Raw genomic sequence first — 22,611 nt, 5'->3', positions numbered from 1 at the left:
ACATGAAAAAAATGCAGCAAACCATGCGTTGGTATGGACCCAACGACACGGTTAAATTAAAAGATATACGTCAAGCCGGAGTTACTGAAATTGTTACAGCTTTACACCATGTTCCTGTTGGAGATATCTGGACAGTAGAAGCTATTAAAGACCATCAGAATTTAGTAAAGGAAGCAGGAATGGAATGGACTGTAATAGAAAGTTTACCGGTTCATGAAGACATAAAACGCAAAGCAGGAGATTATAAAACCTTTATAGAAAATTATAAAATCAGTCTTAAAAACATTGCTACCTGCGGCATCAAAGTAGTTACCTACAACTTTATGCCTATTCTGGACTGGGTGCGTACGCATCATGCATTTGAAAACACAGATGGCACAAAAGCGTTATTATTCAACAAAATAGCCTTTATTTATTTTGAAGTTTTCCTGCTAAAACGACCGGGAGCCGAAAGCCAGTTTACAGAAGAAGAACTGCAAAGCGCCGAGGAATATGGCGCTGGTTTAACTCCGGATGAAAAACAAATATTATTCGATAATGTTTTATTAGGTCTGCCGGGTAGTAAAATAAACTTTACTCCAGAAGACATTTTAACACTACTCGAAAAATATAAAGATATAAACGACGAAAAATTAAGAACCCATTTGATAGAATTTTTGTCGGAAGTTGCACCTGTTGCTCAGGAATGCGGTGTAAATCTGGCGATTCATCCAGATGATCCTCCATTCTCAGTTTTAGGTTTACCCCGAGTAGTTTGTACCGAACAGGATTTAAAGCAAATTTTTGATGCTGTACCCATTCAAGCCAATGGTTTATGTTATTGTACCGGATCATTAGGAGCACATCCTGATAACAATTTATTAGACATTATTGATGCCTTTGAAGATCGTATACATTTCCTGCATTTAAGAAATGTAATACGTGAAAACGAAAATATTTTCAGAGAATCTGAGCATTTATACGGTTCAAATCCAGTAGAAGCCATTATGGAAAAACTGCTTTTACTGATGCAAAAAAGAGATATTAGCTTACCTATGCGACCAGATCACGGCTTTTTACACGATATGGAAGCCGGTATAAAACAATACGCTGGTTATTCTCTTATTGGACGTTTAAAAGGACTGGCAGAAATGCGTGGTTTGGAATTAGGTTTAGCTTATAAACTAAAATAGCAGATTACCTTCCCAAAGGTTATTTTTAAAACTCAGGAATTCGATTAATTTCTGAGTTTTTTTATAAACTAATCTCTGCTCCCATTACTTTTAAAAAGGCACTGATAAATTCAGGATGAGCCGGCCATGCAGGAGCGGTTACCAGATTACCATCAACAAAAGCTTTATCAACCGCAATATTTTGAAACTCTCCTCCCGCTAAAGTAACTTCCGGACCAACTGCAGGATATGCTGTTAATTTTCGTCCTTTAACCACACGGGCAGCGGTTAAGATCTGAATGCCATGACATATGGCTGCTACAGGTTTATCTTCCTTAAAAAAATGCTGAACCATTTCAATCACTTTATCATTTAATCTTAAATATTCAGGAGCTCGACCTCCGGCTATTACTAAACCATCATAATGTTGTACTTCTACTTTATTAAAAGCATAATTAAGCACAAAATTATGTCCCGGTTTTTCCGAATACGTCTGATCTCCTTCAAAATCGTGTATGGCCGTTTTAATATAGTCGCCTTTAGTTTTATCCGGACACACGGCATGAACCTCATACCCTACCATTTGTAACATTTGAAACGGAACCATGGTTTCATAATCTTCAGTAAAATCTCCGGTGAGAAAAAGCACTTTTTTCATGACTATTTAATTTAATTGGTATTTCCTTTAGGCTATTAAAGTTACAAGGAAATCATGGGTAAATCTGACTTTCTCTGTTAAAATAATGATAATGTTCCTCATAGAATTAATTTCCTGAAACATTCAAAATATGGCTTTATAAAATTTAGAAATCCTAACTTTTTGCAATTTAACTCGTTCTTTTCCGTTTTAATAAAAACGTGCTATTTTCGCACTCCAAAATAAATACGCCCTATGCAAAAAAACATGAAACATATTATAGCCATAATCATTTTGTGTATCTGCTTCACTTCCTGCGATACTCTGGATGAATTAACAAAATTCAATATTTCTTACGACGAACAAGTGAGTATCCCAACAGCCTCTCCTATCGATTTACCCTTTAATATTAGTACTCCGAAAATAAATACCAATTCCGATTCTAAATTTAATTCTAACGACACAGCTAAAAATCTGGTAGAAGAAATACAACTTACGGAATTTAAATTAACCCTTACAAAACCAGATACGGAAGATTTAAGTTTTCTTGAAACCATAGAAGTCTACATCGCGGCCGATGATTTGCCGGATACTAAAATTGCATGGAATGCCACTCCCATTCAAAACCTGAGTAACGAATTACAACTGGAAACCTCGAATGAAGATTTAAAGGCTTATATTTTTAAAGAAGATTTCTATTTAAAATTTAAGTTCAGTACCGATGAGTTACTCACTCAGGAGCATGATATTAATATAAACACTACCTTTTTTGTTGATGCCAAAATTTTAGGTATTTAAACAAACAAGCGCCAAATGATTTTCATTTGGCACTTGTTTTTACTTATAGAATAATTTTTAAGCCGATGTTTCTAAATCGCGCATACTTTCCATTTTCTTTAATTGCAGAAAACCATTAATATCTTCAAAGTGTTCTTTAACACGTTTATTTCCAAATTCAAATACTTTAGTCGCTAAGCCATCAAGGAAGTCCCTGTCGTGAGACACAAGTATTAAAGTGCCATCGAAATCCAGCAAAGCATCCTTTATTATATCCTTAGTTTTCATATCCAGATGATTTGTAGGCTCATCCAGAATTAACACGTTAACTGGTTCTAAAAGCAGCTTTATCATAGCCAATCGTGTTTTCTCTCCCCCCGACAAAACTTTCACCTTTTTAGTAGAGGCATCGCCTCCAAACATAAAGGCTCCTAATAAATCCTTAATTTTATTACGTACATCTCCAACAGCAATACGGTCTATAGTTTCAAAAATAGTTAGTTCGCCATCCAGTAAGGAAGCCTGGTTTTGAGCAAAATAACCTATTTGTGCATTATGACCTAATTCCATATTCCCCTCAAACTCAATTTCACTCATAATCGCCTTTACCATAGTCGATTTTCCTTCTCCATTTTTCCCAACAAAAGCCACTTTCTGTCCGCGTTCTATAACCATATTAGCTTTACTAAATACGACATGGTCTCCGTAAGCTTTCGATAACTCGTTAACCACAACAGGATATTGGCCTGATCTTGGTGATGGTGGAAACTTTAATTTTAACGCTGCAGTATCTACCTCGTCAACTTCTATAGGTTTAAGTTTCTCCAGCATTTTAACACGCGACTGTACCTGAAGTGTTTTGGAATATGTGCCTTTAAAACGATCGATAAATTCCTGGGTTTCGGCAATCATTTTCTGTTGTTCGTCGTAAGCCTTTTGCTGATGCGCTCTACGATCTTTACGCAACTCCAAATAATGAGAATATTTAGCTTTATAATCGTAAATACGTCCCATAGTAACTTCTATGGTTCGTGTAGTAATGTTATCTACAAAAGCGCGGTCGTGAGAAATTACAACTACAGCTTTCGCCTGATTGATTAAAAATTCTTCCAGCCATTGTATACTTTCAATATCCATATGATTGGTAGGCTCATCCAACAGGATTAAATCGGGTTTCTGCAACAAGATTTTAGCTAGTTCGATACGCATACGCCAACCTCCACTAAATTCGGAAGTAGGTCGTGAAAAATCACTTCGCACAAATCCTAAGCCCATTAACACCTTTTCAACCTCGGCTTCGTAATTTATTTCCTCAATAGAATAATACTTTTCACTAAGCTCTGAAACCTTTTCTATCAGCTTCATATATGCATCGCTTTCGTAATCCGTTCTAACCGTTAATTCTTCATTAATCGCGTCGATTTCAGACTTCATTTTAAAAATACCCGAAAAAGCCTTGGAGGTCTCCTCCATCACGGTGCACTTATCTTCTGTTAACAAGTGCTGCGGTAAATAAGAAATAATATAACCTTTAGGTGCCGAAACATTACCACGGGTAGGTTTACTGGCTCCTGCTATAATTTTTAACAAGGTAGATTTTCCTGCTCCATTTTTTCCCATTAAGGCAATTTTGTCGTTTTCGTTTATGGAAAAGGACACATCGCTAAACAATGTTGTTCCTCCAAATTCTACAGCAAGTCCGTCTATTGAAATCATATTTACAGCTATTATTTTTTTGAGTGGGCAAATATAGGTTTAATTCTAACATATTTATAGCTAAGCCCTAAAAAACAGCGCTACAGATTTTTAATATTTAGAGACCTGTAGCGCTGTAAGTAATAATATGTTGAGAGACTAAAAACTGTAGCCTATTCCGAAATTTAAGATGGGATATCCGTTACCGGAAATAATATCAAAAAGCTCATCGTAAGTCACCCTAAACGTTTCGCGTTGCCCGTTAACATCCCCGGTTACGTCCAAACTTCTAGGAAGCTTACCAAATGCATAACCAGCTTCGATAATACAGTACACTGCCCGACCATATTTCCAGCCTAGTTTTACATTAAACGACTCCAGCTGCTCTTTAACCGTACCGTTTCTAAAATCACGTCCATCTATATCTTCTCCGCTTAAACCACTTACTTCTGCATCCAGATTGGCGTAAGACAAAGATGCATATCCGCTTTTTCCTATACTTCGAAAATAAATATTGGTCCCTGCCTCAAAATATTTTGAATCTATATCGTTAATCGGAATCATGGCATAATCTACAAACGGCGCTATTCTATTCCCAAGTAAAGGCGTAACAAATTCAGCCTCCAGGCCAACACCGGAAGGGAATCCTGTTTTTATAGCAATCCGGAATGGGTTAATATCTTCCTGCCTTTGGGACACCCCTAAAAATGGAATACTAAAAATTAAAATTAAAATCAGAGATCTCATAATAAAAAGTTCATTATTGGTTAATAGCAGTATAAAGATAGTTTAAAAAAGGCAGTTTCCAAGACTCTGCATATTTTAAGCCACCTATCCTTCCTTCTCTCTTTTATTCACAGTTTGCTTTTACGCTAATTTTGCGCGTGTTAAAATCCATAGATTTGAAACCGTTTTTGTAATTTTAGAACACGCAATTAATCCTAAAAAACCTTTAAAATGCCGGAAACGTTAACCAATGAGCATATACAAGAATTGTCTGAAGCTGTTGCCATACTGGAATCTCCAAGTATCGCCGCCAGAATAACTAATGTAATAGGCATGCCTATCGAGCGTATACTGGAATCTATCCCTAAAGACTGGCAATCTAAAATTGAAGACATCACACAAAAATCACTTACTAAAGCTACAGAAATTGCCATCTGGTCTTTAAAGGAAAATACAACTAATACACCTTCTAATATACTCCATAAAATGGGAGCTGCGGTTTCAGGAGGTGTAGGTGGATTCTTTGGCTTGCCCGGTCTGGCTTTAGAACTTCCGGTATCAACAACCATTATGCTGCGCTCAATTGCTGATATCGCACAATCTCAAGGCGAATATTTAAACGATATAGATACAAAATTAGCCTGTATAGAAGTTTTTGCTTTGGGAGGCGAAAGTAAATGGGACGATAGTAGCGAAAGTGGCTATTTTATTATTCGGGCAGCCTTAGCTAAATCGGTTAGCGAAGCCACACATTTTATAGCTACAAAAAAAATAACCGAAGAAAGTGCCCCTGCATTGGTTAAATTAATTACCCAGATAGCTTCCAGATTTAATGTTTTAGTCACCGAAAAAGTAGCTGCTCAAGCCGTTCCTGCTATTGGTGCCGTTGCCGGGAGTGTAATAAACACTATTTTTATTAACCATTTTCAAAATATGGCAAAAGGCCATTTTATAGTTAGAAAACTGGAACGCATTTACGGTACAGAGTTAACCAAAACCTGGTACCACAAAATACTTGAACTAAACTAAATTTTAATTGCCGCGTCTGCTTCCTTCCCCAATCTGGAAGCTATAATACTGATAATAAAAATCTGAGTGGCATGAAACAACATAAGGGGTAATAAAATAACACTGGATGCTGCAGTGTTTTTAAAGAGAATCTTATAAAAAATAGTACCGTGTACCAATGATTTTTTTGTTCCGCAAAACTGAGCTGTAATGATATCCTCTCTGTTAAATTTTAATTTTGACGCAATAAATCCAATAAGGTAAAACACAAGGTAAAAAACAGCAATTACAATAAGGAAAAGAATCCCCAAATCAATCCAGTTAATACTACTAAACACATGGTTATAAAAGGATTCTGAAAAACTTTTATAAATAATTAGTAAAATAACTGATTTATCAAAAGTACTTAGCTGTTTACTGTATTTAACCGCAAAGGAGTGGCCATACCGTTGAAGTGCCAATCCTAAAATAACCGGCAAAATAATACCCACAATCAGGTTGATATATATGGTTGAATAATCGAAATCTGTACCCGACTTTTCAAGGAACAAGCCAACCCAAAGTGGAGTTACCAGTATTCCTATAATTCCTGAAATACTGGCATTAAATATAGCTGCCGGCACATTTCCTCTGGCCAGCGAAACCATGACTACTGACGAGGATACCGTAGATGGTAATGCAGCCATAAATAATAAAGCCATCCAGAATTCCTGTTGTTCTTCGGTTCTTATAAACGGATGAACCAGTAAAATTATCAACGGGAATAAAACAAAAGTCGATAACTGAACCAGTATATGTAATTTCCAGTTAAACAACCCGCTTTTAATCTGTGTCGGACTCAATTTTAATCCGTAGAAAAAGAAAATCAGAAAAAATCCAACCGCACTAATGGCTGCTATGGGAATGGGGCTACTCGGTATCCCAAATTGAGGAAAAAAATATGCAAAAACAATGGTAGCAATAATTGCTAATACAAAACGATCTATTTTAAATGCCATACACTTAAATTAATCCTGCTAAGTAACACAATTTTTACGGCACTTGCTATTACTTTATATTCAGAATAGACTATTTAACAAAAGTGTACTACAGCCTTTACCCTAGTAACAATTCGTTATTAATAATCGTATTCATCAGGTGGATTTTGTTTTAATTTTTCCGCGTTCCATTTAATCGTTTCCCCATTCAATTTTACTGTTTTAAACATAACTTCTTCTGCAAAATCAACAAAGGGGTTACGCCCGGTTTCTTTCACCTTAAAGCGATTTAAATTAATATTCCTGATAGGCTTTTTATTATACCCTTTTAAATAAATGCCATAATTATTTGCCTTCTCACACTTTACATTGCTTAGGTTAATATTGTTAATTGTACTGGGAAATCCGAAGCCTTCATTATGGTAATTAGAAGTAATCATAAAACAATCCAATACTTCACCAAACTCAACATTTTTAATAAAAATATCGGATATTTCACCACCCCGATCCGGATTGGATTTTAAATACACCCCACGTTTTACATACCCCGCATAGGTACAATTTTCAACAAAAACATTTCTAACCCCTGAAGACATTTCACTCCCTATAACCAATGCATGCAGACCTTTAAAAGCACAATTGCGTACTACGATATTTTCGCTAGGCATTTGCATTGCTCTTCCCTCATGGTCGCGTCCTGCTTTAATTGCTACATTATCGTCGTTATTATTAAAACGAATATTTTCAATTAAAATATCTCTGGAATACTCTAAATCTATGCCATCGTTATTTTTATTCTGAGCATCATATTTTACCCCTCGTAAAATTGCATTCTCACATTTTAACAAATGTACACACCAAAAGGGGGAATCTTCAATACTAACATCTTCAATTAAAATTGTTTTACAATCAAAAAACTGAATTAACTGCGGACGCAGATAATGCCCCTTTCCAAACTGCCGTTCTTCAAAAGGAATTGAATTATGATTCATTTCGCGAGAACGCAATTGATCTTCCTTTTGTAATGGATGCCAGGTCGCAAAAGTATCTGAAGATTCTCCATCTATAATTCCTTTTCCGGTGATGGCTATATTTTCTTTTTGATAAGCATAAATAAACGGACTATAATTGTACAAAATCGTCCCTTCCCAACTGGTTAATACTAATGGATACGACTCCGGATTAGAACTGAATTTTAATACAGCACCTTCCTGCAATTCTAAATTTAAATGACTTTCCAGATGTAATGGCCCCTCCAGGAAATAATTCCCTTTTGGTACTTCCACTTTTCCGCCACCGGCTTGCTTACATTCCTGTATGGCCTGATCGAAAGCTGGTTTGGCATTTGTTATGCCATCTGCAATCGCTCCATAATCTATTACAGAAAAAACACGATTTTGAAATTCAGGTTCATTAATACGTTTAAGAATAGTAGCCTTGGCGTCTAAATGCTGTGCCGATAAAATAATTACAGAAAACAAATGCAGAGAAAGCACCAGTTTTTTTACACAATTTCGCATACCGGAATTATTTCATTTTTAATACAACAGCAGAAGATTCCACTTCATTACCTAAAGTAGTCAGTTTGGTAAAATCTGTGCTGTTTGTTGAATTCAAAATAATATCGCTATTCTTTGTTCCGTTGATACGAATTGCGTCTTTAGCTTCTGAATTGAATGTAATATCGGACAATTCTAAATCCTTGGTATTATAAATATCGAAGATCTTGGAATCTGCAATATTCATAGAAATGTTGTTAATTTTAACATCGCTGGCATCAATTATAGCAAACCCTTCATCTGAATGAATAATCATATCGCTTATCGAAATATGTTCAATATTCATTTCGGGTAAGCCCTGAAGAAAAACAGCCATTTTTGCACCGTTAATTACTACATCCTTAATCGAAATATTTTTAAACTGGGGTGTTTCTTCGGTAACCGGATGCACGTCTGTTGGTCCCTGCATTCCACCTTTTTCCATCATTTCTGAAACAGATAATCCACCATAATACAAATTAAAGGAAATGGCATTTGTTGGAATATCAAGCATTCTAACATTCGAAATAAAAACGTTTTCTACAACACCTCCTCTACCGCGCTTACTTTTAAAACGCAGACCTACATCGGTTCCCATAAAAGTACAATTTGAAACATGCATATTCTTTACGCCTCCGGACATTTCACTTCCTACAGTAACACCGCCATGACCATGATATACGATATTATTTCTAATGATAATATTTTCGGTTGGCACTCCCCGATCTCTACCGTCTTTATCTTTACCTGATTTAACACAGATTGCATCATCTCCCACATCGAAACTGGAATTTTCAACTATCACATTTTTACAGGATTCTACATCAAGCCCATCACCATTTTGGGAATACCATGGATTCCTAACGGTCAGGTTTCTAACAATTAAATCTTCTACGCCTAAAGGGTGAATATTCCATGCCGGGGAATTTTGAAATACAGGCCCATCAAACATAATGCGTTTACTGTTTTGAATACTTATAAACACCGGGCGAAGAAAGTCGTGAATAGTTTCAAATTCTTCCTTTGTAGTCAAATCCTTTCTAACGTTAAGTTCGGCACTCTCAGCTGCATTTTTATATTGCTCTGATGGATACCAGATACGTTCATCTTTATCTACAAAGCCTCCTGAATTCACCAGCTTTTTCCATTGCTCTGCAGTTAATTTACTTCGTTTTACATGACGCCAGGCCTCTCCAGAACCATCCCAAACTCCAGTTCCTGTAAAAGCTACATCTTCCAGATTTTCGCCATAAACCGGGGATAAACACCGCCAGGTATCCAATCCTTCAAAGCTGGTTTCTATTATTGGATATAAGGTTTTGTCTTTTGAAAATTTTATAATAGCCCCCTGCTCTGCATGCAATTCCAGATGGCTTTTTAAAATAATAGGCCCTGTTAACCACACGCCCGGAGGAATAACAACCGTTCCTCCACCGTTAGAGGTTACAGCCTCTATTGCTGCTGTAAAAGCCTGAGTGTTTAATGTTTCTCCATCGTTTACCGCTCCGAAATCTTTTAAGTTTACCTGATAGTCTGGTATGCGCGGTTCTTCTACCTTAGTCATTTTAAACTCTATACCTTCATAGGTTTCTGAATGCAAGTCGCCACTGCTTTCCTTACTTTTTGTTTCACTTTGGTTCTGGCAACTAAACACAAATAACATACTTAATATAAAGTTGTGTTTCATTATTCTCAATGTCATTTTAATTAGTTTTAGTTAGTTGTTTTGAATTATGGTTATTAAAATCTAATATAGTAAAAAAGTATCGGTTGAATAAACAATGTGTTTATTCAATGTAAATATGCTAAGATTTAACTAACAATATTATTAAATCAAAAAAATTAATTTATAAAAAATAAGGAGCTGATAAATATCAACCCCTTACTACAAATTCCTTTTCAAAATTTTCGTTACACTTAAAAAAATCGAAAATTATGTAAACAATATGTCTAATATATTGCTAGCTATCTTTTAAAACTATTAAATGCAGCACGTTCCAATTCTTCCCTAAAATCAGGATGCGCTATGTTTATAAGTGCACTTGCTCGTTGTCTCAGATTTTTACCAAACAAATCTGCCACACCATATTCCGTTACTACATAATGTACATTTGCTCTTGTAGTGGTTACCCCTGCACCAACTTTTAGAAAGCTAGTAATTTTTGAAATACCATTATGCGTTACCGAAGGCATAGCAAAAATTGGCTTTCCACCTTCCGAGAGCGAAGCGCCTCTTATAAAATCCATCTGCCCACCAACACCTGAGTATTGTCTGTTTCCAATGGTGTCTGCACAAATCTGTCCGGTTAAATCTATTTCAATCGCACTGTTTATTGCAGTCGCCTTAGGATTACGTCTGATTATAGCGGTATCGTTAGTATAAGCTGCCTCTTTAAAATGCACAATTGGATTTTCATGTACAAAATCATACAGCGCTTTAGTTCCAATAGCAAAACAGGTTACAATTTTTCCTGTTTTCACTTCTTTATCCTCTCCCGTAATTACCCCACTTTCAACCAATGGCAAAATACCATCTGAAAACATTTCAGTATGAATCCCAATACGTTTATGATTTTTTAAATTATTTAAGACGGCATTAGGAATATTACCTATACCAATCTGCAAGGTTGCTCCGTCCTCTATCAATCCAGCGACATTTGCTCCTATTTGCTTTTCAATTTCAGATAAATTTTGTTTTTCCACACAATGAATTTCCGATTCATGTTCTACGCCAAAATCTATTTTACTGAAATGTATTACTCCATCACCATGTGTTTTAGGAACCTTTGGATTTATTTGAGCGATAACAATTTTAGAATTCTGAATTACCGGCAAGGTAATATCTACCGATGTTCCTAAAGAGCAAAATCCATGCTGATCGGGTGGAGACACCTGAATAAACGCAACATCTACAGGCAAAATATTGCGACGAAACAACAGGTGAACTTCACTTAAAAATATTGGCATGTAATCTGCGTTTACGGCATTCCTTACATTACCAGCTATAAATAAACTGTTTATTTTAAAGGCTTTATTATAGGGTTCTTCTGTATATTTCGCTTTACCTTCGGTATGAATCTGAACAATTTCAACATCCTTCAACTCTTTATAACGATCACTCAAAGCATCGATTAAAAAATTTGGAGTCATAGCCGCTCCCTGGAAAAAAACCCGGTTACCACTATTTACTTTCGATACTGCTTCAGTTATGGATACTATCTTCATTTATGTTTTTTCTGAATTACGGGTCAAAATTACAATTCTAAAATACGCCAAATTATGATTTCTATCAGGATTAACATGCCTTCACCCTTAGCAGACCTAACGAACCTCATTGTTAAGTATTTAAATTTTAACAGGTTTTACACTTGCTGCTTTTTTATAAAAGCATCTAATTTAGCATTAGTTTTGTACTGAAACTTTGTTTTAAAATACGCAGTACCACCTAGCAAAGAACCTTTAAACCCCATGGCAAGTTTAGCCCATTTATGCAAATCAAATTCATCGGTGTGTTTGTAAATTAATCCGTCTTTAAACTCAAAAACAGCATGTACTCTATTGACAACCTGTTTTTCCGGTTTACCAAAAATATAAGACACATTCCAATCACACGAACCTTCATTACCTTCTACCTTTATATTAGAATACTGCACTTTAAAGGCCTTGCCTTGCTGCGATTTGCACAACATGCGCCACATATTTTTAGCGCGTTCTCCTTTAAGTGTCCCAAAAGCAGGATCGTGAAACGTAACCTCCGGATGATAACAAGCGACCATCCCTTCCGGATTGAGATTGTTAAAGGCTGTATAAAAAGAAATAATAAGATCTTCCATAGAGTTTTTAATTTAAACACCTATGTATTAAGTTAAAAACTTTATCGCCTTTAAAAAAACTTTAGAGTAATTATTTGTTAACCAGTTGCTAATCTAAAACATATATAAGTTCTACTGCTCCACTGGCAAAATGTTTTGAAGATTTTAATTTTAAATTCGTTTCCTTAGGAATGTTTTCGAAAAGATCTATCCCTTCCGAAATAATGATTGGCATAATATATAATTGAATTTCATCTATTAAACCAGCATTTAAAAGCAAGGTGTTTATTTGTCCGCCACCTACCAACCAGATATCCTTACCTTCTTTTAATTTTAAATCGCGAATAAAATCCAGATGGTGTTCAGCAACATACATTACATTTCTATCGTTGCGCAGACTTTTATTTCTGGTAAAAACATAATTGCGTTTATCCCGATACGGAAAATCTATTTCCCAGCTTAAAATCTGAGCATAGGTAGAATTTCCCTGTAAGGTGGTATCAATAGAGTCGTAAAATGAAGCGTAACCATAATCGGATTCGTCCGGATTTGGAATAGTCTCCAGCCATTCCACGCTCCCGTCAGAAGCAGCAATTTTTCCATTTAAACTCATTGCGATATATAATTTTACTTTTTTCATAAAGCAGCATTTAGGTTAGTTTGATTTAATAGCAGTTTCATATCGCAGTTTTTTTTGATTTCGGACTTTAAAGCCGAACATAGCTTACTAAATATATAAAAAAATTATGATTTATTTAACAATTTTAATTTTAGCTGTACAGATTTTAATGCTCTTAGGTAAATAGTCCCTCTGGCCATGAATAGCTTCCTAGCTATATAGTTATTTTTTTTGAAGTATTTCCATTAAATACCATATAATAACAAAATCACAATTAGGTAAACATTACCTCCAGTAATACCAATTTATTATTCCTCCACTATATAACAGGTACAAAAAAAAGGACGTTTCGAAAAACGTCCTCTTTACGAGATATGATATGAATTGATGGATTTATTTTAATGGTTACTCTGAAAAAATTAATTAATATGGAATTACATATTAATCCATTCTCCTGATTCATTGGCATAAATGGTTTTAAAATCCCCGTCTATACTTAATATTAACTTATATTCCTTCGCGTCGTTTACATAAGCCTTAGCAATGGTTGCTTCCGAAAAATCTGCTGCTACCGCATCGGTAACGGCTATTGGCAAATCGCTTACAGCAATTTCTTTAAAATTATCCTGAGCGACTTCAATTGTATTATTCAGAGGTGAATTTGTCGCCGTAATTAGCGAAAAACTACCAAATACTAATGCTGCTGCTATTACTACTTTTTTCATGATTTCTTTCTTTTAAATTATTAATTAAATGTACTAAGAGTGGTTATTGGTTTATTTATTGATCCAGTTTCCGTTTTGGTCGGCATAGACTACTTTTACTACACCGTCTAAACTTAATTCCAGTTTATATTCTTTCAGCTCATTTACATAGGCCTGATCAATGTCTGCTCCAGTAAAATCTTTTTGAACGGCCTCTAAAATTGAAACCGGTAAATTATTTATAGTTATTTCTGAAAATTCTTCCTGAAAAATTTCATCCATAATACCATCGTGAAAAAATATGGTTTGGGAAGGATTCGCGTAAGAAGCTGCTCCTCCTAAAACTAATGCTGATGCTAAAACTATATTTTTCATGTTGTTTGTATTTATTGTAATCATGTTTATTACTAATACTATTGAAAATAACGTGCCATTCATCCTTTAAATCACAAACCACATCCTAAACACCTAAAAAACAACAAACTACATCGTTTTCAAAAACTTACACACTGGAAAAACTGAGTAAAAAGTGTGAAAAACAAAAAAATCCTGTGTAATAATTACACAGGAATTTTTTAAATCAGAGTGTTTTCAGCTTAATTATTCCGTTTATAAAAAATATAATCGGTAACCAATGGTGTAATACCTCCCTGTTTTAATTCTAAAATTATTTGTCCTTTATGGTGAGAAAAGTGATTGGTTATATGAAACAGAATATCTTTTATGGTATTGGTATATTGTTCTCCTTTAGAATTTGTATATACAATTTCTGTATTTATATCCATCGTTTCTAAAATCCTTAAAGAAGTATTTAAATTTGACTCATCTAAAGTTGTCATGACCTTAAAAGTGTGAAGATCGTTTACCCCAAGAGAAGTTTCTCCTATAATTCTGGCATTCCATATTTGGTGCGCATTAAAACAATGAGACAGTAATTCCTGAGCGCGAACGGAAACTTGAGCACTATTCTCAAGACACTGCTTAATTAATAACTGATTGAAATGATGATGGTAATTAAACAAATCTTTTAAAAAGCCTTTCATTTTTTCAGTTATTAATTTATTTCTAATTTACAATTCTAATTTCGCATTATGCGCCTGTATTTCTTCCAGGTAGTCATGCATATTAAATTCAGACGGGTCAAAACTGGCACTTCGCTTTTTTGCCTGCTTTTGACGCTTTATACTTCTGGCAAAGCGTCTCACACTGTCTTCCGAATCCAGAATAAGTCCGGGTACAGGTATACTTTTATAATCTTTGTCCTTTGCTACCATAGTAAAATAAGACGAATTACAATGTTTAACTACTCCGGTATGAATATTTTCCGATTCTACTCTAAGTCCAACTACCATAGATGTGCGCCCGGTATAATTTACAGACGCTTTTAAGGTTACCAATTCCCCTACCTCAATAGCATTTAAAAAATCCACCTTATTTACCGAAGCGGTTACCGAGTAATGCTCTGAATGCTTGGAAGCACAGGCAAAAGCAATCTGATCCATTAAATTTAAGATATACCCTCCGTGAATTTTCCCTCTAAAATTGGAGTGAGATGGTAGCATTAATTGCGTCATTGTTATTTGAGAATCTTCTATGCGTTTAAATTTCATGTTTTCTATAATCCTAATTTGTAAAATAAAAGTACTTCTTTTTTAAATAACATTAGCTTCGAGCCGTGTTACTTTTTAAATTGTGTTAACTACATTTGTTATCTAAAATCAATTAATTTTAAAACTTTAAACGGGATATAAATGGCATCAGGATTTTTCGCTTTATTAGACGACATAGCTGCATTAATGGACGACGTAGCAACTATGGGCAAGGTAGCTACTAAAAAAACAGCAGGTATACTAGGTGATGATCTTGCTGTAAATGCCGAAAAAGCGTCTGGCTTTGTATCATCAAGAGAAATCCCAGTTTTATGGGCCATCACCAAAGGCTCGCTTAAAAATAAATTAATCATTCTTCCATTCGCTTTTGTATTAAGTGCAGTTTTACCTCAGGCCATACCTGTAATTTTAATTCTGGGCGGATTATATTTATCCTATGAAGGTGCCGAAAAAATATACGAATTTATAGTGCCTCATAAACAGTCTCACGATACTGAAAGCAAAAAATCCCTATCTAAAGAGGAGATATTAAGTCAGGAAAAAGATAAAATTAAAGCCGCTATTATTACCGACTTTATATTATCTGTTGAAATTGTAATTATAGCTTTAGGTACAGTTATAGATCAGCCACTTTTAAATCAGATTTTAATAGTTTCCTTTGTAGCCTTATTGGCTACCGTGGGTGTATATGGCATAGTCGCGCTAATTGTGCGTATGGACGACTTAGGATTAAAACTTATTAATTTAAATGAACGCGACGACAGTTTTTCCGATAAAATAGGAATAGCCTTGGTTAAAGGTCTGCCATTAGTTATAAAAAGTCTTGGGGTTATTGGTACTATTGCTCTGCTTCTGGTATCCGGTGGTATTTTTATGCACAACATACCTTATATACACGAACTTTTACATAGTCTGCCTACTATTTTAGGCGAACTGTTATCCGGAATTGTAATAGGTTTTATTGTCTTCTTTATTATTCATATTTTCAAAACCAGAAAAGACCTTTCGAAATCCCATTAATTAGCGATTTCAAAAGGCCTTAATTTAATTTATTATTTTAAGTTCTATTTTATAAAGCGATTCAGACGTACAGCTATACCGCCGCCTATAGCCGCTACATTATCTACAGAAACCACTCGTTCTGAGGCTGCATTTATCCCTTTATAATAGGCAAAAAGATCTATAAAACCGTTATGCCAGCCAACTTTACTCTGATAGTAAATACCGCTGTCTAAATCATCCTGAAATCCTACAGCATACCCAAAATCGATAGAAAAGAAAATCTTTTCGCCAAACTTTCCTCGTCCGGATACAGCGATAGGTAAAAACGAAAAATTATCGTATTTAAGGTTTAAACCATCTAAACCTACTTCCTTACCTGTAAACTGAGTAAACCCTGAAGCTCCACCTACTGCAAATACATGGGTTACCTGTACCAGGTAAGATACATCTGCTCCAAAATTCAATTTGGAAATATCGGTCACATCTCGCATTGGAGCGCCTATATGCCCGCCAATTCGCAGGCCTTCCTGCATTCTGTATTTATGTTGCGCGTACGTTTGAATTGTAAAGCCCAAAAAAGCGATACAAATAACTAGTAATTTTTTCATAATAGCTTTGGTTATAGTTAATAAGTTGGTTACAATATAATGCTTTTTTTAAAATCGAACTTAAGTAATCTACTGATACTAAAATAAGTTTATAAAGCCGACATACAGCAGCCTTAAAATTATTCCTTACTTTTAAAAGACTTTAAACATCTTTAGGATTATGGAATACACAGATGCAGATATTATTGAATTTCAAAAGCAGCTGGTAGATCTTTTTATGTCTTCAGATCGGTTTCCTGAAGGTTTAAAAGACGATATGGTTGATTATGTGAATTTCAAAAAAGCACTGATAACAGAATCAGACAAAGGCTGTGCGCTACTCGCCGTCTCTCATATTGCATTTCTTTTAGAAAAAGTCTTAAAACTTAAATTTGCTGGCACCCTAAAAGTTAAACAGCAACTTCTGGATTTTAATGGGCTTTTAGGATCTTTTTCTAATCGCGTTCTTATATGCCATGCACTCGGCCTTATATCGGAACAGCGCTTACACGAATTGGAGCTCATACACAAAATAGGCAACGCATTTGGCCACTCTGTGGTTATAGCTAGTTTTGATGATGAAAAAATCACAGAACTTTGTAATAATCTTCATTATACGTTCAAATCTAATTCCTCGGCTAAATCTAAATTTCTTACTTCGGTTTCCTTTGTTTCCGGAGGACTAACTGCGCTTCCCTACAGAAGTTGTCCTTTTACTGCACTTCCCGAAAAAGATATTTCCAAAGCCCAAAACATGAGTGAACTATTTAAAGAAACCATAAGCAGTATACTTGAACTTGAGAAAAAAACAAAAATGACTTAATCACCTCTCGGATCTGGTTTCAGCGGTAATTTTTTACTCCAGATAATGTCCGCCCCCTAATGAGTATTCGTACAACAATTCAAGATTCATGTCTGAAGACTAAGCTTTATGTACTAAAAATAGAATACTAAGTGTTAAAATTTCAGTATTGAGACCAAATATATTACTATTGAAATATTAGAAAATAGAGAAGAGAACAAAAATTAATTGTACATCACTTGACTAAAGAATACCGACTAACTACTCATTATTAAACGATTCACCGAATAACTGTATAATCGACTCACGACTAAAGACTACAAACTACTAACAACTAATGACTACATACTAAAAACTACCCCACTAAACTACTCTGTGATTTCAGAAGTATACTTTCGTCTTCAGATTCGACTTCGGGCCCCAGCTGTTGAAGACAGTGTTAATCATAAAAAGCTGTTTGAGAAGGCTTAAAGCCGACGAGTTCTTTTTATGTAACCGGCAAAACGATTCTGAGTGAACAAGAATCTGCAGACTAGACCTTTTTGGTTCTTTTTGGGGCAATGCCAAAAAGAATAAAATTTAAAATCCGTTGTCACTTCGAGTGGTTTTGTGGAGCGCAGGGGAACAAAATTGTATCGAGAAGAGTTTGAGTCTCGATAGAGTCTTATCTGCTAAAGATAAGTGTATGAAAATTATTTACAACCCCTCTAAATAATTTATGCTTCTCACTTTTTTCATTGATAAAAAAGTAAGCAAAAAATCTAGGCTTACGAAAGTATTTCTAAACGTATTGTTTGATTCCTAAATTTTAGGAACTCGCTACGCTCAAACCTACCTGCCGGTAGGCAGGCAGCCTAAAATTTCACGGAATCTTCACGTCACGTTTTACGATATACTTTCGGTAGGCCATGTTTGGCATTCGCTTACATTAATCGTATTCTTCTTGTATCTTGAAAACAGAGTTATTACAGCGAACGACTCTCTATTAACGATTACACCACTATACTACTACTCCATTACCCCACTTCACTACTCACAACTAATGCTTCACGATTAACGCCTAACGACTACACTACTATACCATTCTCCTATTATACTACTACAGACTAAAAACTACCCCGCTTTACTACTCCGTAATTTCAGAAGTATGCTTTCGTCCTCAGATTCGACTTCGGGACCCAGCCGTTGAAGACGGTGTTAAGCATAAAAAGCTGTTTGAGGAGGCTTGAAGCCGACGAGTTCTTTTTATGTAACCGACAAAACGATTCTGGGTGAACAAGAATCTGCAGACTAGACCTTTTTGGTTCCTTTTGGGGCAATGCCAAAAAAAACAAATTACAAATTAATAAACACTAAACTAACACAAGAAATTCAATGTCAGGTAGTTTGAAATAAGAGTTATTACAACTAACGACTCACGATTAACGATTCTCGACTACACCACTATACTACTCCTCCATTACCCCACTTCACTATTCAATACTTAAGACTAAAAACTTACGACTAATGACTACAGACTAACCATCTAACCAAGCACCTCAATCCATTTCAACTTTACCAACTCCCAGTCAAAGCCCTCCACTTTTTTACGCGCCTGAATGGCCAAAGTATTGGTCTGTTGCGGATGATGTACCAGCCGAATGATTTCTGAAACAAAAGCCTGAGCATTATTAGGTGGCACCAATACCCCGTCTACACCATCTTCAATCAAATACGGCATCCCACCGACATTAGTAGATACAACCGGTAGCCCCAACACCATGGCTTCTATCACGCTCACAGGCATATTATCAAAATTTGTGGTGTTGATAAACAGATTATATTCCTTAGACAAGCTGATCCATTCTGCTTTACTCAGCTTTCCGGTAAACTTAATTTGAACACCTAAACGATTAGCATATACTTTAACCTCAGCCAGTGAACCATCGGTATCCGGTCCCACCATACACAATTCAGTGGGATAACCTTTCTCCTGTAAGCCCTTTAAAATGTCCACGGCCAGCTTCGGATTGTAGATATTAGAAAAGGAACGCACCCACAGCAGGCCGATATTGTCATAAGTTCTTGTCTTAAACGGGTACTGCTCTAAATTGAGACTGTTGGGTATGTACACGACATTACTATATCCTGCGTTTTCAAACGCAACCTGTAAATACAAAGAAGGAGACACCAGCGTTTTTGCATTCTTAAAAATACGCTCACTTAATTTGGGATGTTCCTGTAAACGCTGTGGTAAATTCCCGCCATGTAATATAGGTATATATGGTAATCCAAGTAAACAACAACACTGACTCACGGCCAGTGCATAATAGAAGTTCTGGGTGCTATAGGTATCTATAAGCACAACATCGGCCCATGTCTTAAAACGGAAACAAGCCCCTACCATATCCAGTAACCTCAAAACTTTAGCAGTATACCCCGACTTACAGCGTACTGTATACCCTTCATCTTCCAGAGCAGCAGCCAGTCCCTGCATAAAAGCCGTATTCGTCTTAGGATTCGATAAGTTGTTGCCTAGGTACAGGACGTTTTTTGTCATAAGTTACTCGTAATAAAGCTAATCCATAAATAAATCCGGGGGCAGCAATACGCATAGAGGAATGGTTAATAGTTGCAAACCAAAAGATTAAAAAAGCATAAAACATGACATTCCCCTTGTGTTGTCCCCGAAATGACAATGGTTTAATTATTAATATCAGTAATATCATTACCCCCAACATGCCATGTTCAGATAAAATTCGGCTCACTTCATTGTGTGAGGCTACAATGTTCCCTTCCTCTTCGAGACGTACCTGTTTCATAACACTGGCACCTACTCCCAGAAACGGATGATTAATAAAACCTTCAAATTCACGCACAAACAAATCAACACGTCCTGTAGATAAATCTTCCTTCTCTCGTCCTAGTGCATCTTTATTGACATAACGATTTTCAATTAAGCCATTGGTCTGGTTTTTAGTAATGCTCCAGGTTAATAGCACACCTGCTAACAATAAAACAAATGAAAAAATTATCTGTTGCCGCCTTTTAAATCGAGATTGTGCATATAAAACAACTAAAAAACCAGCTATCATCATTACCGCTGCTATTACACCGCCTCTACTAAAAGTAATCAAGGCCCGATACGTTAATAAAGCCAGTAATATTAAATTTAATCCCTTTAAAAACACCGAAGGCGATTTCATAAAAAAGCGTACTATTAAGGCTACCATACCCAACCCCAATAAGGTTGATACCTGATTAGGTCCAAATCCACCCGATGCAGCATGATTAGATCCTGTTCCTGACAAGACCTCCTTGATACTTGGGTTATACAAAAACAAATACACCATCATAGCCAGGATTGGAAAACTCATACAGGCAACAACCTGTAGCAATTGTTCCTGATTAATTTTTTTATCATAGCAGTACAAGGCTGAAGCTCCCAGGCATACGGGACCACTTAATACGAAAGCGACAGAAGTCCTGAAATTTAAATCGAAACCTAAATTTATGGATGCTACTAATACACTAGGAAGTAATAGAATTAGGTAAATAAAATACGGGTAACTTTTACCGGAAACCCCGGTATAAAACATCCCCAGAAGCACTAATAAAATTATATAATATTTTGAAAACTCGTAAAACAATCCACCCCCTGTCATCCGGAACAAAGACTCTGCAGCCGACAAATAAGCACAACCGAATAATACCCACATAACTTTATCTGCTTGTGGAGCTACAATAATTTTAAAAATAAAATAAAAACAAACAACAGTAAAATACAGTTTAGAGAATCCAGGAATACCATAAATACAGCCACCCAAAACAAGGTGTAACACCACCAAAGCCACATACAAATCGTTTGTAAAATGATATTTTTTCTTTTGTTTTTTAGTGGATCGCATAACTCTTATTTATAGATAAATACACTTTAAAAATACGATCAAGAATTGCATCTGCATCAAATTCACTTTTAATATGGTTTTGTAAGTGCTTTCCGCAGGACTTGCGTTGCTTTTCGTTGTTCATAAAAAACATCAAAGCTTCAGCCAGAGTTTCTACATGCGCACTAGCGACAAGACACCCTGAAGCCCTGGATTGAATCACCCTCTTATTATCACCTACATCTGTTGCAATGACAGCCAGACCTCCTAATCCATACTCCAATAAAGATAAAGGCAAACCTTCCGATTTGGAAGCCAACACACCGATATCTGACTGAGAAATAATCCATTCCGTATCAGGACAACTGCCATACAAAAACACTTGTGTCTCCAAACCTAATACCTTTATAGTTTCAAAAAGTTGTTTTGAATAATCATCATTAAAATCCCTACCCACACAATGCAACGTCCAATCCGGATACTTTTGGGCTATTAAACCAAATGCTTCCAGCAAATTAAAATGATCTTTTTGTGGCCTTAAATTGGCAAGACATAAAATACGCTTCCCTACTTCCCCCTTTAAATGGGTTTTTCTTTTATAGTTTGAGTTTGCCACAAAGTTAGGAATGTAAGTCACACATTTACAGTTTAAATGTACCCGATGCCATCGTGCCAAAGCTTCATTTACAGTAATAGTAGCCTTAAAAAAATAAGAACACCAGAAAATGGCATGTTTTGGTCTCTGACTCAAAAACTCGCTTTGGCCATAATGGTCATGCCAGATAAGATCTATTTTAGGAATAACCCACTTTAATAGTGTTGCCAAAAAGAAAGAACTGGCGTGGGCATGCACTACACTTATATCCTCCTGTTTAACAAAAGTATATAAACGCCACAAGGCCTTGACATCTAAGATTCCATTTCTTTTCAGATATAAATACCCCACTGTATCGTCTACCGTATCCTTTAAGTCTCCTTCCGCACGAGTAGCACATAAATAAGACTTACTGATTTTAGACGTTAGACCATTGGCCAAATGTACAGCCATACGTTCGGCACCTCCAGCATTTAAACTATCTATTAACTGTAAAACACGCAAT

The 22,611-nt window shown here is 35.7% G+C and carries 22 protein-coding genes; 5 read left to right on the top strand and 17 right to left on the bottom strand.

Features of this window, described 5'->3' with window-relative positions:
• The first annotated feature begins 2 nt into the window (after positions 1–2).
• The gene (gene uxuA, locus I3217_RS00820) at positions 3–1,172 is read left to right on the top strand and encodes a mannonate dehydratase (RefSeq protein WP_435047821.1); all 1,170 of its coding nucleotides are present in this window, start codon (positions 3–5) and stop codon (positions 1,170–1,172) included.
• 61 nt (positions 1,173–1,233) lie between these two features.
• Here the strand turns inward: uxuA and I3217_RS00815 are convergent, their stop codons facing one another.
• Positions 1,234–1,809 (bottom strand): DJ-1/PfpI family protein, encoded by a 576-nt coding sequence (locus I3217_RS00815; protein WP_435047820.1) that lies wholly within the window; start codon positions 1,807–1,809, stop codon positions 1,234–1,236.
• Between the two features lie 246 nt (positions 1,810–2,055).
• Here I3217_RS00815 and I3217_RS00810 point away from each other — a divergent pair, with 246 nt between their 5' ends.
• Entirely contained in the window at positions 2,056–2,586 is a 531-nt protein-coding gene (locus I3217_RS00810; protein ID WP_435047819.1) for a hypothetical protein, read from the top strand.
• A gap of 57 nt (positions 2,587–2,643) precedes the next feature.
• On the opposite strand, the gene I3217_RS00805 is transcribed toward I3217_RS00810, so the two are convergent.
• Both I3217_RS00805 and I3217_RS00800 read right to left on the bottom strand, forming a co-directional pair.
• Positions 2,644–4,281: an ABC-F family ATP-binding cassette domain-containing protein gene (locus I3217_RS00805; protein ID WP_435047818.1), complete on the bottom strand. Its 1,638-nt coding sequence runs from the start codon at positions 4,279–4,281 to the stop codon at positions 2,644–2,646.
• A 138-nt stretch (positions 4,282–4,419) separates the two neighbouring features.
• Positions 4,420–5,007, bottom strand: a complete 588-nt coding sequence (locus tag I3217_RS00800) for a hypothetical protein (protein WP_435047817.1) — start codon at positions 5,005–5,007, stop codon at positions 4,420–4,422.
• 210 nt (positions 5,008–5,217) lie between these two features.
• Between I3217_RS00800 and I3217_RS00795 the strand changes: the two genes are divergently transcribed.
• Positions 5,218–6,015, top strand: coding sequence for an EcsC family protein (locus tag I3217_RS00795; protein ID WP_435047816.1), 798 nt, complete (start codon positions 5,218–5,220; stop codon positions 6,013–6,015).
• Here the strand turns inward: I3217_RS00795 and I3217_RS00790 are convergent.
• From I3217_RS00790 to I3217_RS00745, 10 genes are all read right to left on the bottom strand, one after another.
• Complete coding sequence (locus I3217_RS00790) at positions 6,012–6,992, bottom strand: bile acid:sodium symporter family protein (RefSeq protein WP_435047815.1); 981 nt, start codon at positions 6,990–6,992, stop codon at positions 6,012–6,014. The two genes, I3217_RS00795 and I3217_RS00790, sit on opposite strands and share 4 nt — an antisense overlap.
• A gap of 119 nt (positions 6,993–7,111) precedes the next feature.
• Positions 7,112–8,491 carry a glycoside hydrolase family 28 protein gene (locus tag I3217_RS00785; RefSeq protein ID WP_435047814.1) on the bottom strand — a complete coding sequence of 460 codons (1,380 nt, stop codon included), beginning with the start codon at positions 8,489–8,491 and terminating at the stop codon, positions 7,112–7,114.
• Positions 8,492–8,498: 7 nt separating this feature from the next.
• Entirely contained in the window at positions 8,499–10,211 is a 1,713-nt protein-coding gene (locus tag I3217_RS00780) for a glycoside hydrolase family 28 protein (protein WP_435047813.1), read from the bottom strand.
• A gap of 263 nt (positions 10,212–10,474) precedes the next feature.
• Complete coding sequence (locus I3217_RS00775) at positions 10,475–11,734, bottom strand: acetyl-CoA hydrolase/transferase family protein (protein ID WP_435047812.1); 1,260 nt, start codon at positions 11,732–11,734, stop codon at positions 10,475–10,477.
• A gap of 137 nt (positions 11,735–11,871) precedes the next feature.
• Positions 11,872–12,342 carry a nuclear transport factor 2 family protein gene (locus I3217_RS00770; protein ID WP_435047811.1) on the bottom strand — a complete coding sequence of 157 codons (471 nt, stop codon included), beginning with the start codon at positions 12,340–12,342 and terminating at the stop codon, positions 11,872–11,874.
• 88 nt (positions 12,343–12,430) lie between these two features.
• Positions 12,431–12,961 carry a dihydrofolate reductase family protein gene (locus tag I3217_RS00765; RefSeq protein ID WP_435047810.1) on the bottom strand — a complete coding sequence of 177 codons (531 nt, stop codon included), beginning with the start codon at positions 12,959–12,961 and terminating at the stop codon, positions 12,431–12,433.
• 413 nt (positions 12,962–13,374) lie between these two features.
• Positions 13,375–13,665 (bottom strand): hypothetical protein, encoded by a 291-nt coding sequence (locus tag I3217_RS00760; protein WP_435047809.1) that lies wholly within the window; start codon positions 13,663–13,665, stop codon positions 13,375–13,377.
• 51 nt (positions 13,666–13,716) lie between these two features.
• Positions 13,717–14,019 (bottom strand): hypothetical protein, encoded by a 303-nt coding sequence (locus tag I3217_RS00755; RefSeq protein ID WP_435047808.1) that lies wholly within the window; start codon positions 14,017–14,019, stop codon positions 13,717–13,719.
• A gap of 221 nt (positions 14,020–14,240) precedes the next feature.
• The gene (locus tag I3217_RS00750; RefSeq protein WP_435047807.1) at positions 14,241–14,687 is read right to left on the bottom strand and encodes a DinB family protein; all 447 of its coding nucleotides are present in this window, start codon (positions 14,685–14,687) and stop codon (positions 14,241–14,243) included.
• Between the two features lie 27 nt (positions 14,688–14,714).
• The gene (locus I3217_RS00745; protein WP_435047806.1) at positions 14,715–15,254 is read right to left on the bottom strand and encodes an acyl-CoA thioesterase; all 540 of its coding nucleotides are present in this window, start codon (positions 15,252–15,254) and stop codon (positions 14,715–14,717) included.
• A gap of 141 nt (positions 15,255–15,395) precedes the next feature.
• On the opposite strand from I3217_RS00745, the gene I3217_RS00740 reads away from it, so the two are divergent.
• Positions 15,396–16,274: a DUF808 domain-containing protein gene (locus tag I3217_RS00740; protein WP_435047805.1), complete on the top strand. Its 879-nt coding sequence runs from the start codon at positions 15,396–15,398 to the stop codon at positions 16,272–16,274.
• A gap of 44 nt (positions 16,275–16,318) precedes the next feature.
• On the opposite strand, the gene I3217_RS00735 is transcribed toward I3217_RS00740, so the two are convergent.
• Positions 16,319–16,864, bottom strand: a complete 546-nt coding sequence (locus tag I3217_RS00735) for a hypothetical protein (protein ID WP_435047804.1) — start codon at positions 16,862–16,864, stop codon at positions 16,319–16,321.
• 160 nt (positions 16,865–17,024) lie between these two features.
• Here I3217_RS00735 and I3217_RS00730 point away from each other — a divergent pair, with 160 nt between their 5' ends.
• Positions 17,025–17,666 (top strand): hypothetical protein, encoded by a 642-nt coding sequence (locus tag I3217_RS00730; RefSeq protein ID WP_435047803.1) that lies wholly within the window; start codon positions 17,025–17,027, stop codon positions 17,664–17,666.
• 1,504 nt (positions 17,667–19,170) lie between these two features.
• Here the strand turns inward: I3217_RS00730 and I3217_RS00725 are convergent.
• From I3217_RS00725 to I3217_RS00715, 3 genes are read right to left on the bottom strand one after another with little or no spacing between them, the layout of a single operon-like run.
• Positions 19,171–20,184, bottom strand: a complete 1,014-nt coding sequence (locus tag I3217_RS00725) for a glycosyltransferase family 4 protein (RefSeq protein WP_435047802.1) — start codon at positions 20,182–20,184, stop codon at positions 19,171–19,173.
• Positions 20,138–21,532 (bottom strand): O-antigen ligase family protein, encoded by a 1,395-nt coding sequence (locus tag I3217_RS00720; protein WP_435047801.1) that lies wholly within the window; start codon positions 21,530–21,532, stop codon positions 20,138–20,140. Before I3217_RS00720 ends, I3217_RS00725 begins: the two co-directional genes overlap by 47 nt.
• Complete coding sequence (locus I3217_RS00715; protein ID WP_435047800.1) at positions 21,519–22,610, bottom strand: glycosyltransferase; 1,092 nt, start codon at positions 22,608–22,610, stop codon at positions 21,519–21,521. The genes I3217_RS00720 and I3217_RS00715 overlap by 14 nt, the downstream gene beginning before the upstream one ends.
• Position 22,611: the final 1 nt, after the last annotated feature.

Source organism: Formosa sp. S-31, assembly GCF_051172795.1.
In the GTDB taxonomy this organism is placed as follows: Bacteria; Bacteroidota; Bacteroidia; order Flavobacteriales; family Flavobacteriaceae; genus Formosa.
Note: the sequence above shows the minus strand (reverse complement) of the source record. Positions and strands in the feature narration are given on the sequence as shown.

Excerpts from the sequence above, each read along its gene's own strand:
- uxuA (WP_435047821.1), top strand. The coding sequence starts at position 3 with ATGAAAAAAATGCAGCAAACCATGCGTTGGTATGGACCCAACGACACG.
- I3217_RS00815 (WP_435047820.1), bottom strand. The coding sequence starts at position 1,809 with ATGAAAAAAGTGCTTTTTCTCACCGGAGATTTTACTGAAGATTATGAA.
- I3217_RS00810 (WP_435047819.1), top strand. The coding sequence starts at position 2,056 with ATGAAACATATTATAGCCATAATCATTTTGTGTATCTGCTTCACTTCC.
- I3217_RS00805 (WP_435047818.1), bottom strand. The coding sequence starts at position 4,281 with ATGATTTCAATAGACGGACTTGCTGTAGAATTTGGAGGAACAACATTG.
- I3217_RS00800 (WP_435047817.1), bottom strand. The coding sequence starts at position 5,007 with ATGAGATCTCTGATTTTAATTTTAATTTTTAGTATTCCATTTTTAGGG.
- I3217_RS00795 (WP_435047816.1), top strand. The coding sequence starts at position 5,218 with ATGCCGGAAACGTTAACCAATGAGCATATACAAGAATTGTCTGAAGCT.
- I3217_RS00790 (WP_435047815.1), bottom strand. The coding sequence starts at position 6,992 with ATGGCATTTAAAATAGATCGTTTTGTATTAGCAATTATTGCTACCATT.
- I3217_RS00785 (WP_435047814.1), bottom strand. The coding sequence starts at position 8,491 with ATGCGAAATTGTGTAAAAAAACTGGTGCTTTCTCTGCATTTGTTTTCT.
- I3217_RS00780 (WP_435047813.1), bottom strand. The coding sequence starts at position 10,211 with ATGACATTGAGAATAATGAAACACAACTTTATATTAAGTATGTTATTT.
- I3217_RS00775 (WP_435047812.1), bottom strand. The coding sequence starts at position 11,734 with ATGAAGATAGTATCCATAACTGAAGCAGTATCGAAAGTAAATAGTGGT.
- I3217_RS00770 (WP_435047811.1), bottom strand. The coding sequence starts at position 12,342 with ATGGAAGATCTTATTATTTCTTTTTATACAGCCTTTAACAATCTCAAT.
- I3217_RS00765 (WP_435047810.1), bottom strand. The coding sequence starts at position 12,961 with ATGAAAAAAGTAAAATTATATATCGCAATGAGTTTAAATGGAAAAATT.
- I3217_RS00760 (WP_435047809.1), bottom strand. The coding sequence starts at position 13,665 with ATGAAAAAAGTAGTAATAGCAGCAGCATTAGTATTTGGTAGTTTTTCG.
- I3217_RS00755 (WP_435047808.1), bottom strand. The coding sequence starts at position 14,019 with ATGAAAAATATAGTTTTAGCATCAGCATTAGTTTTAGGAGGAGCAGCT.
- I3217_RS00750 (WP_435047807.1), bottom strand. The coding sequence starts at position 14,687 with ATGAAAGGCTTTTTAAAAGATTTGTTTAATTACCATCATCATTTCAAT.
- I3217_RS00745 (WP_435047806.1), bottom strand. The coding sequence starts at position 15,254 with ATGAAATTTAAACGCATAGAAGATTCTCAAATAACAATGACGCAATTA.
- I3217_RS00740 (WP_435047805.1), top strand. The coding sequence starts at position 15,396 with ATGGCATCAGGATTTTTCGCTTTATTAGACGACATAGCTGCATTAATG.
- I3217_RS00735 (WP_435047804.1), bottom strand. The coding sequence starts at position 16,864 with ATGAAAAAATTACTAGTTATTTGTATCGCTTTTTTGGGCTTTACAATT.
- I3217_RS00730 (WP_435047803.1), top strand. The coding sequence starts at position 17,025 with ATGGAATACACAGATGCAGATATTATTGAATTTCAAAAGCAGCTGGTA.
- I3217_RS00725 (WP_435047802.1), bottom strand. The coding sequence starts at position 20,184 with ATGACAAAAAACGTCCTGTACCTAGGCAACAACTTATCGAATCCTAAG.
- I3217_RS00720 (WP_435047801.1), bottom strand. The coding sequence starts at position 21,532 with ATGCGATCCACTAAAAAACAAAAGAAAAAATATCATTTTACAAACGAT.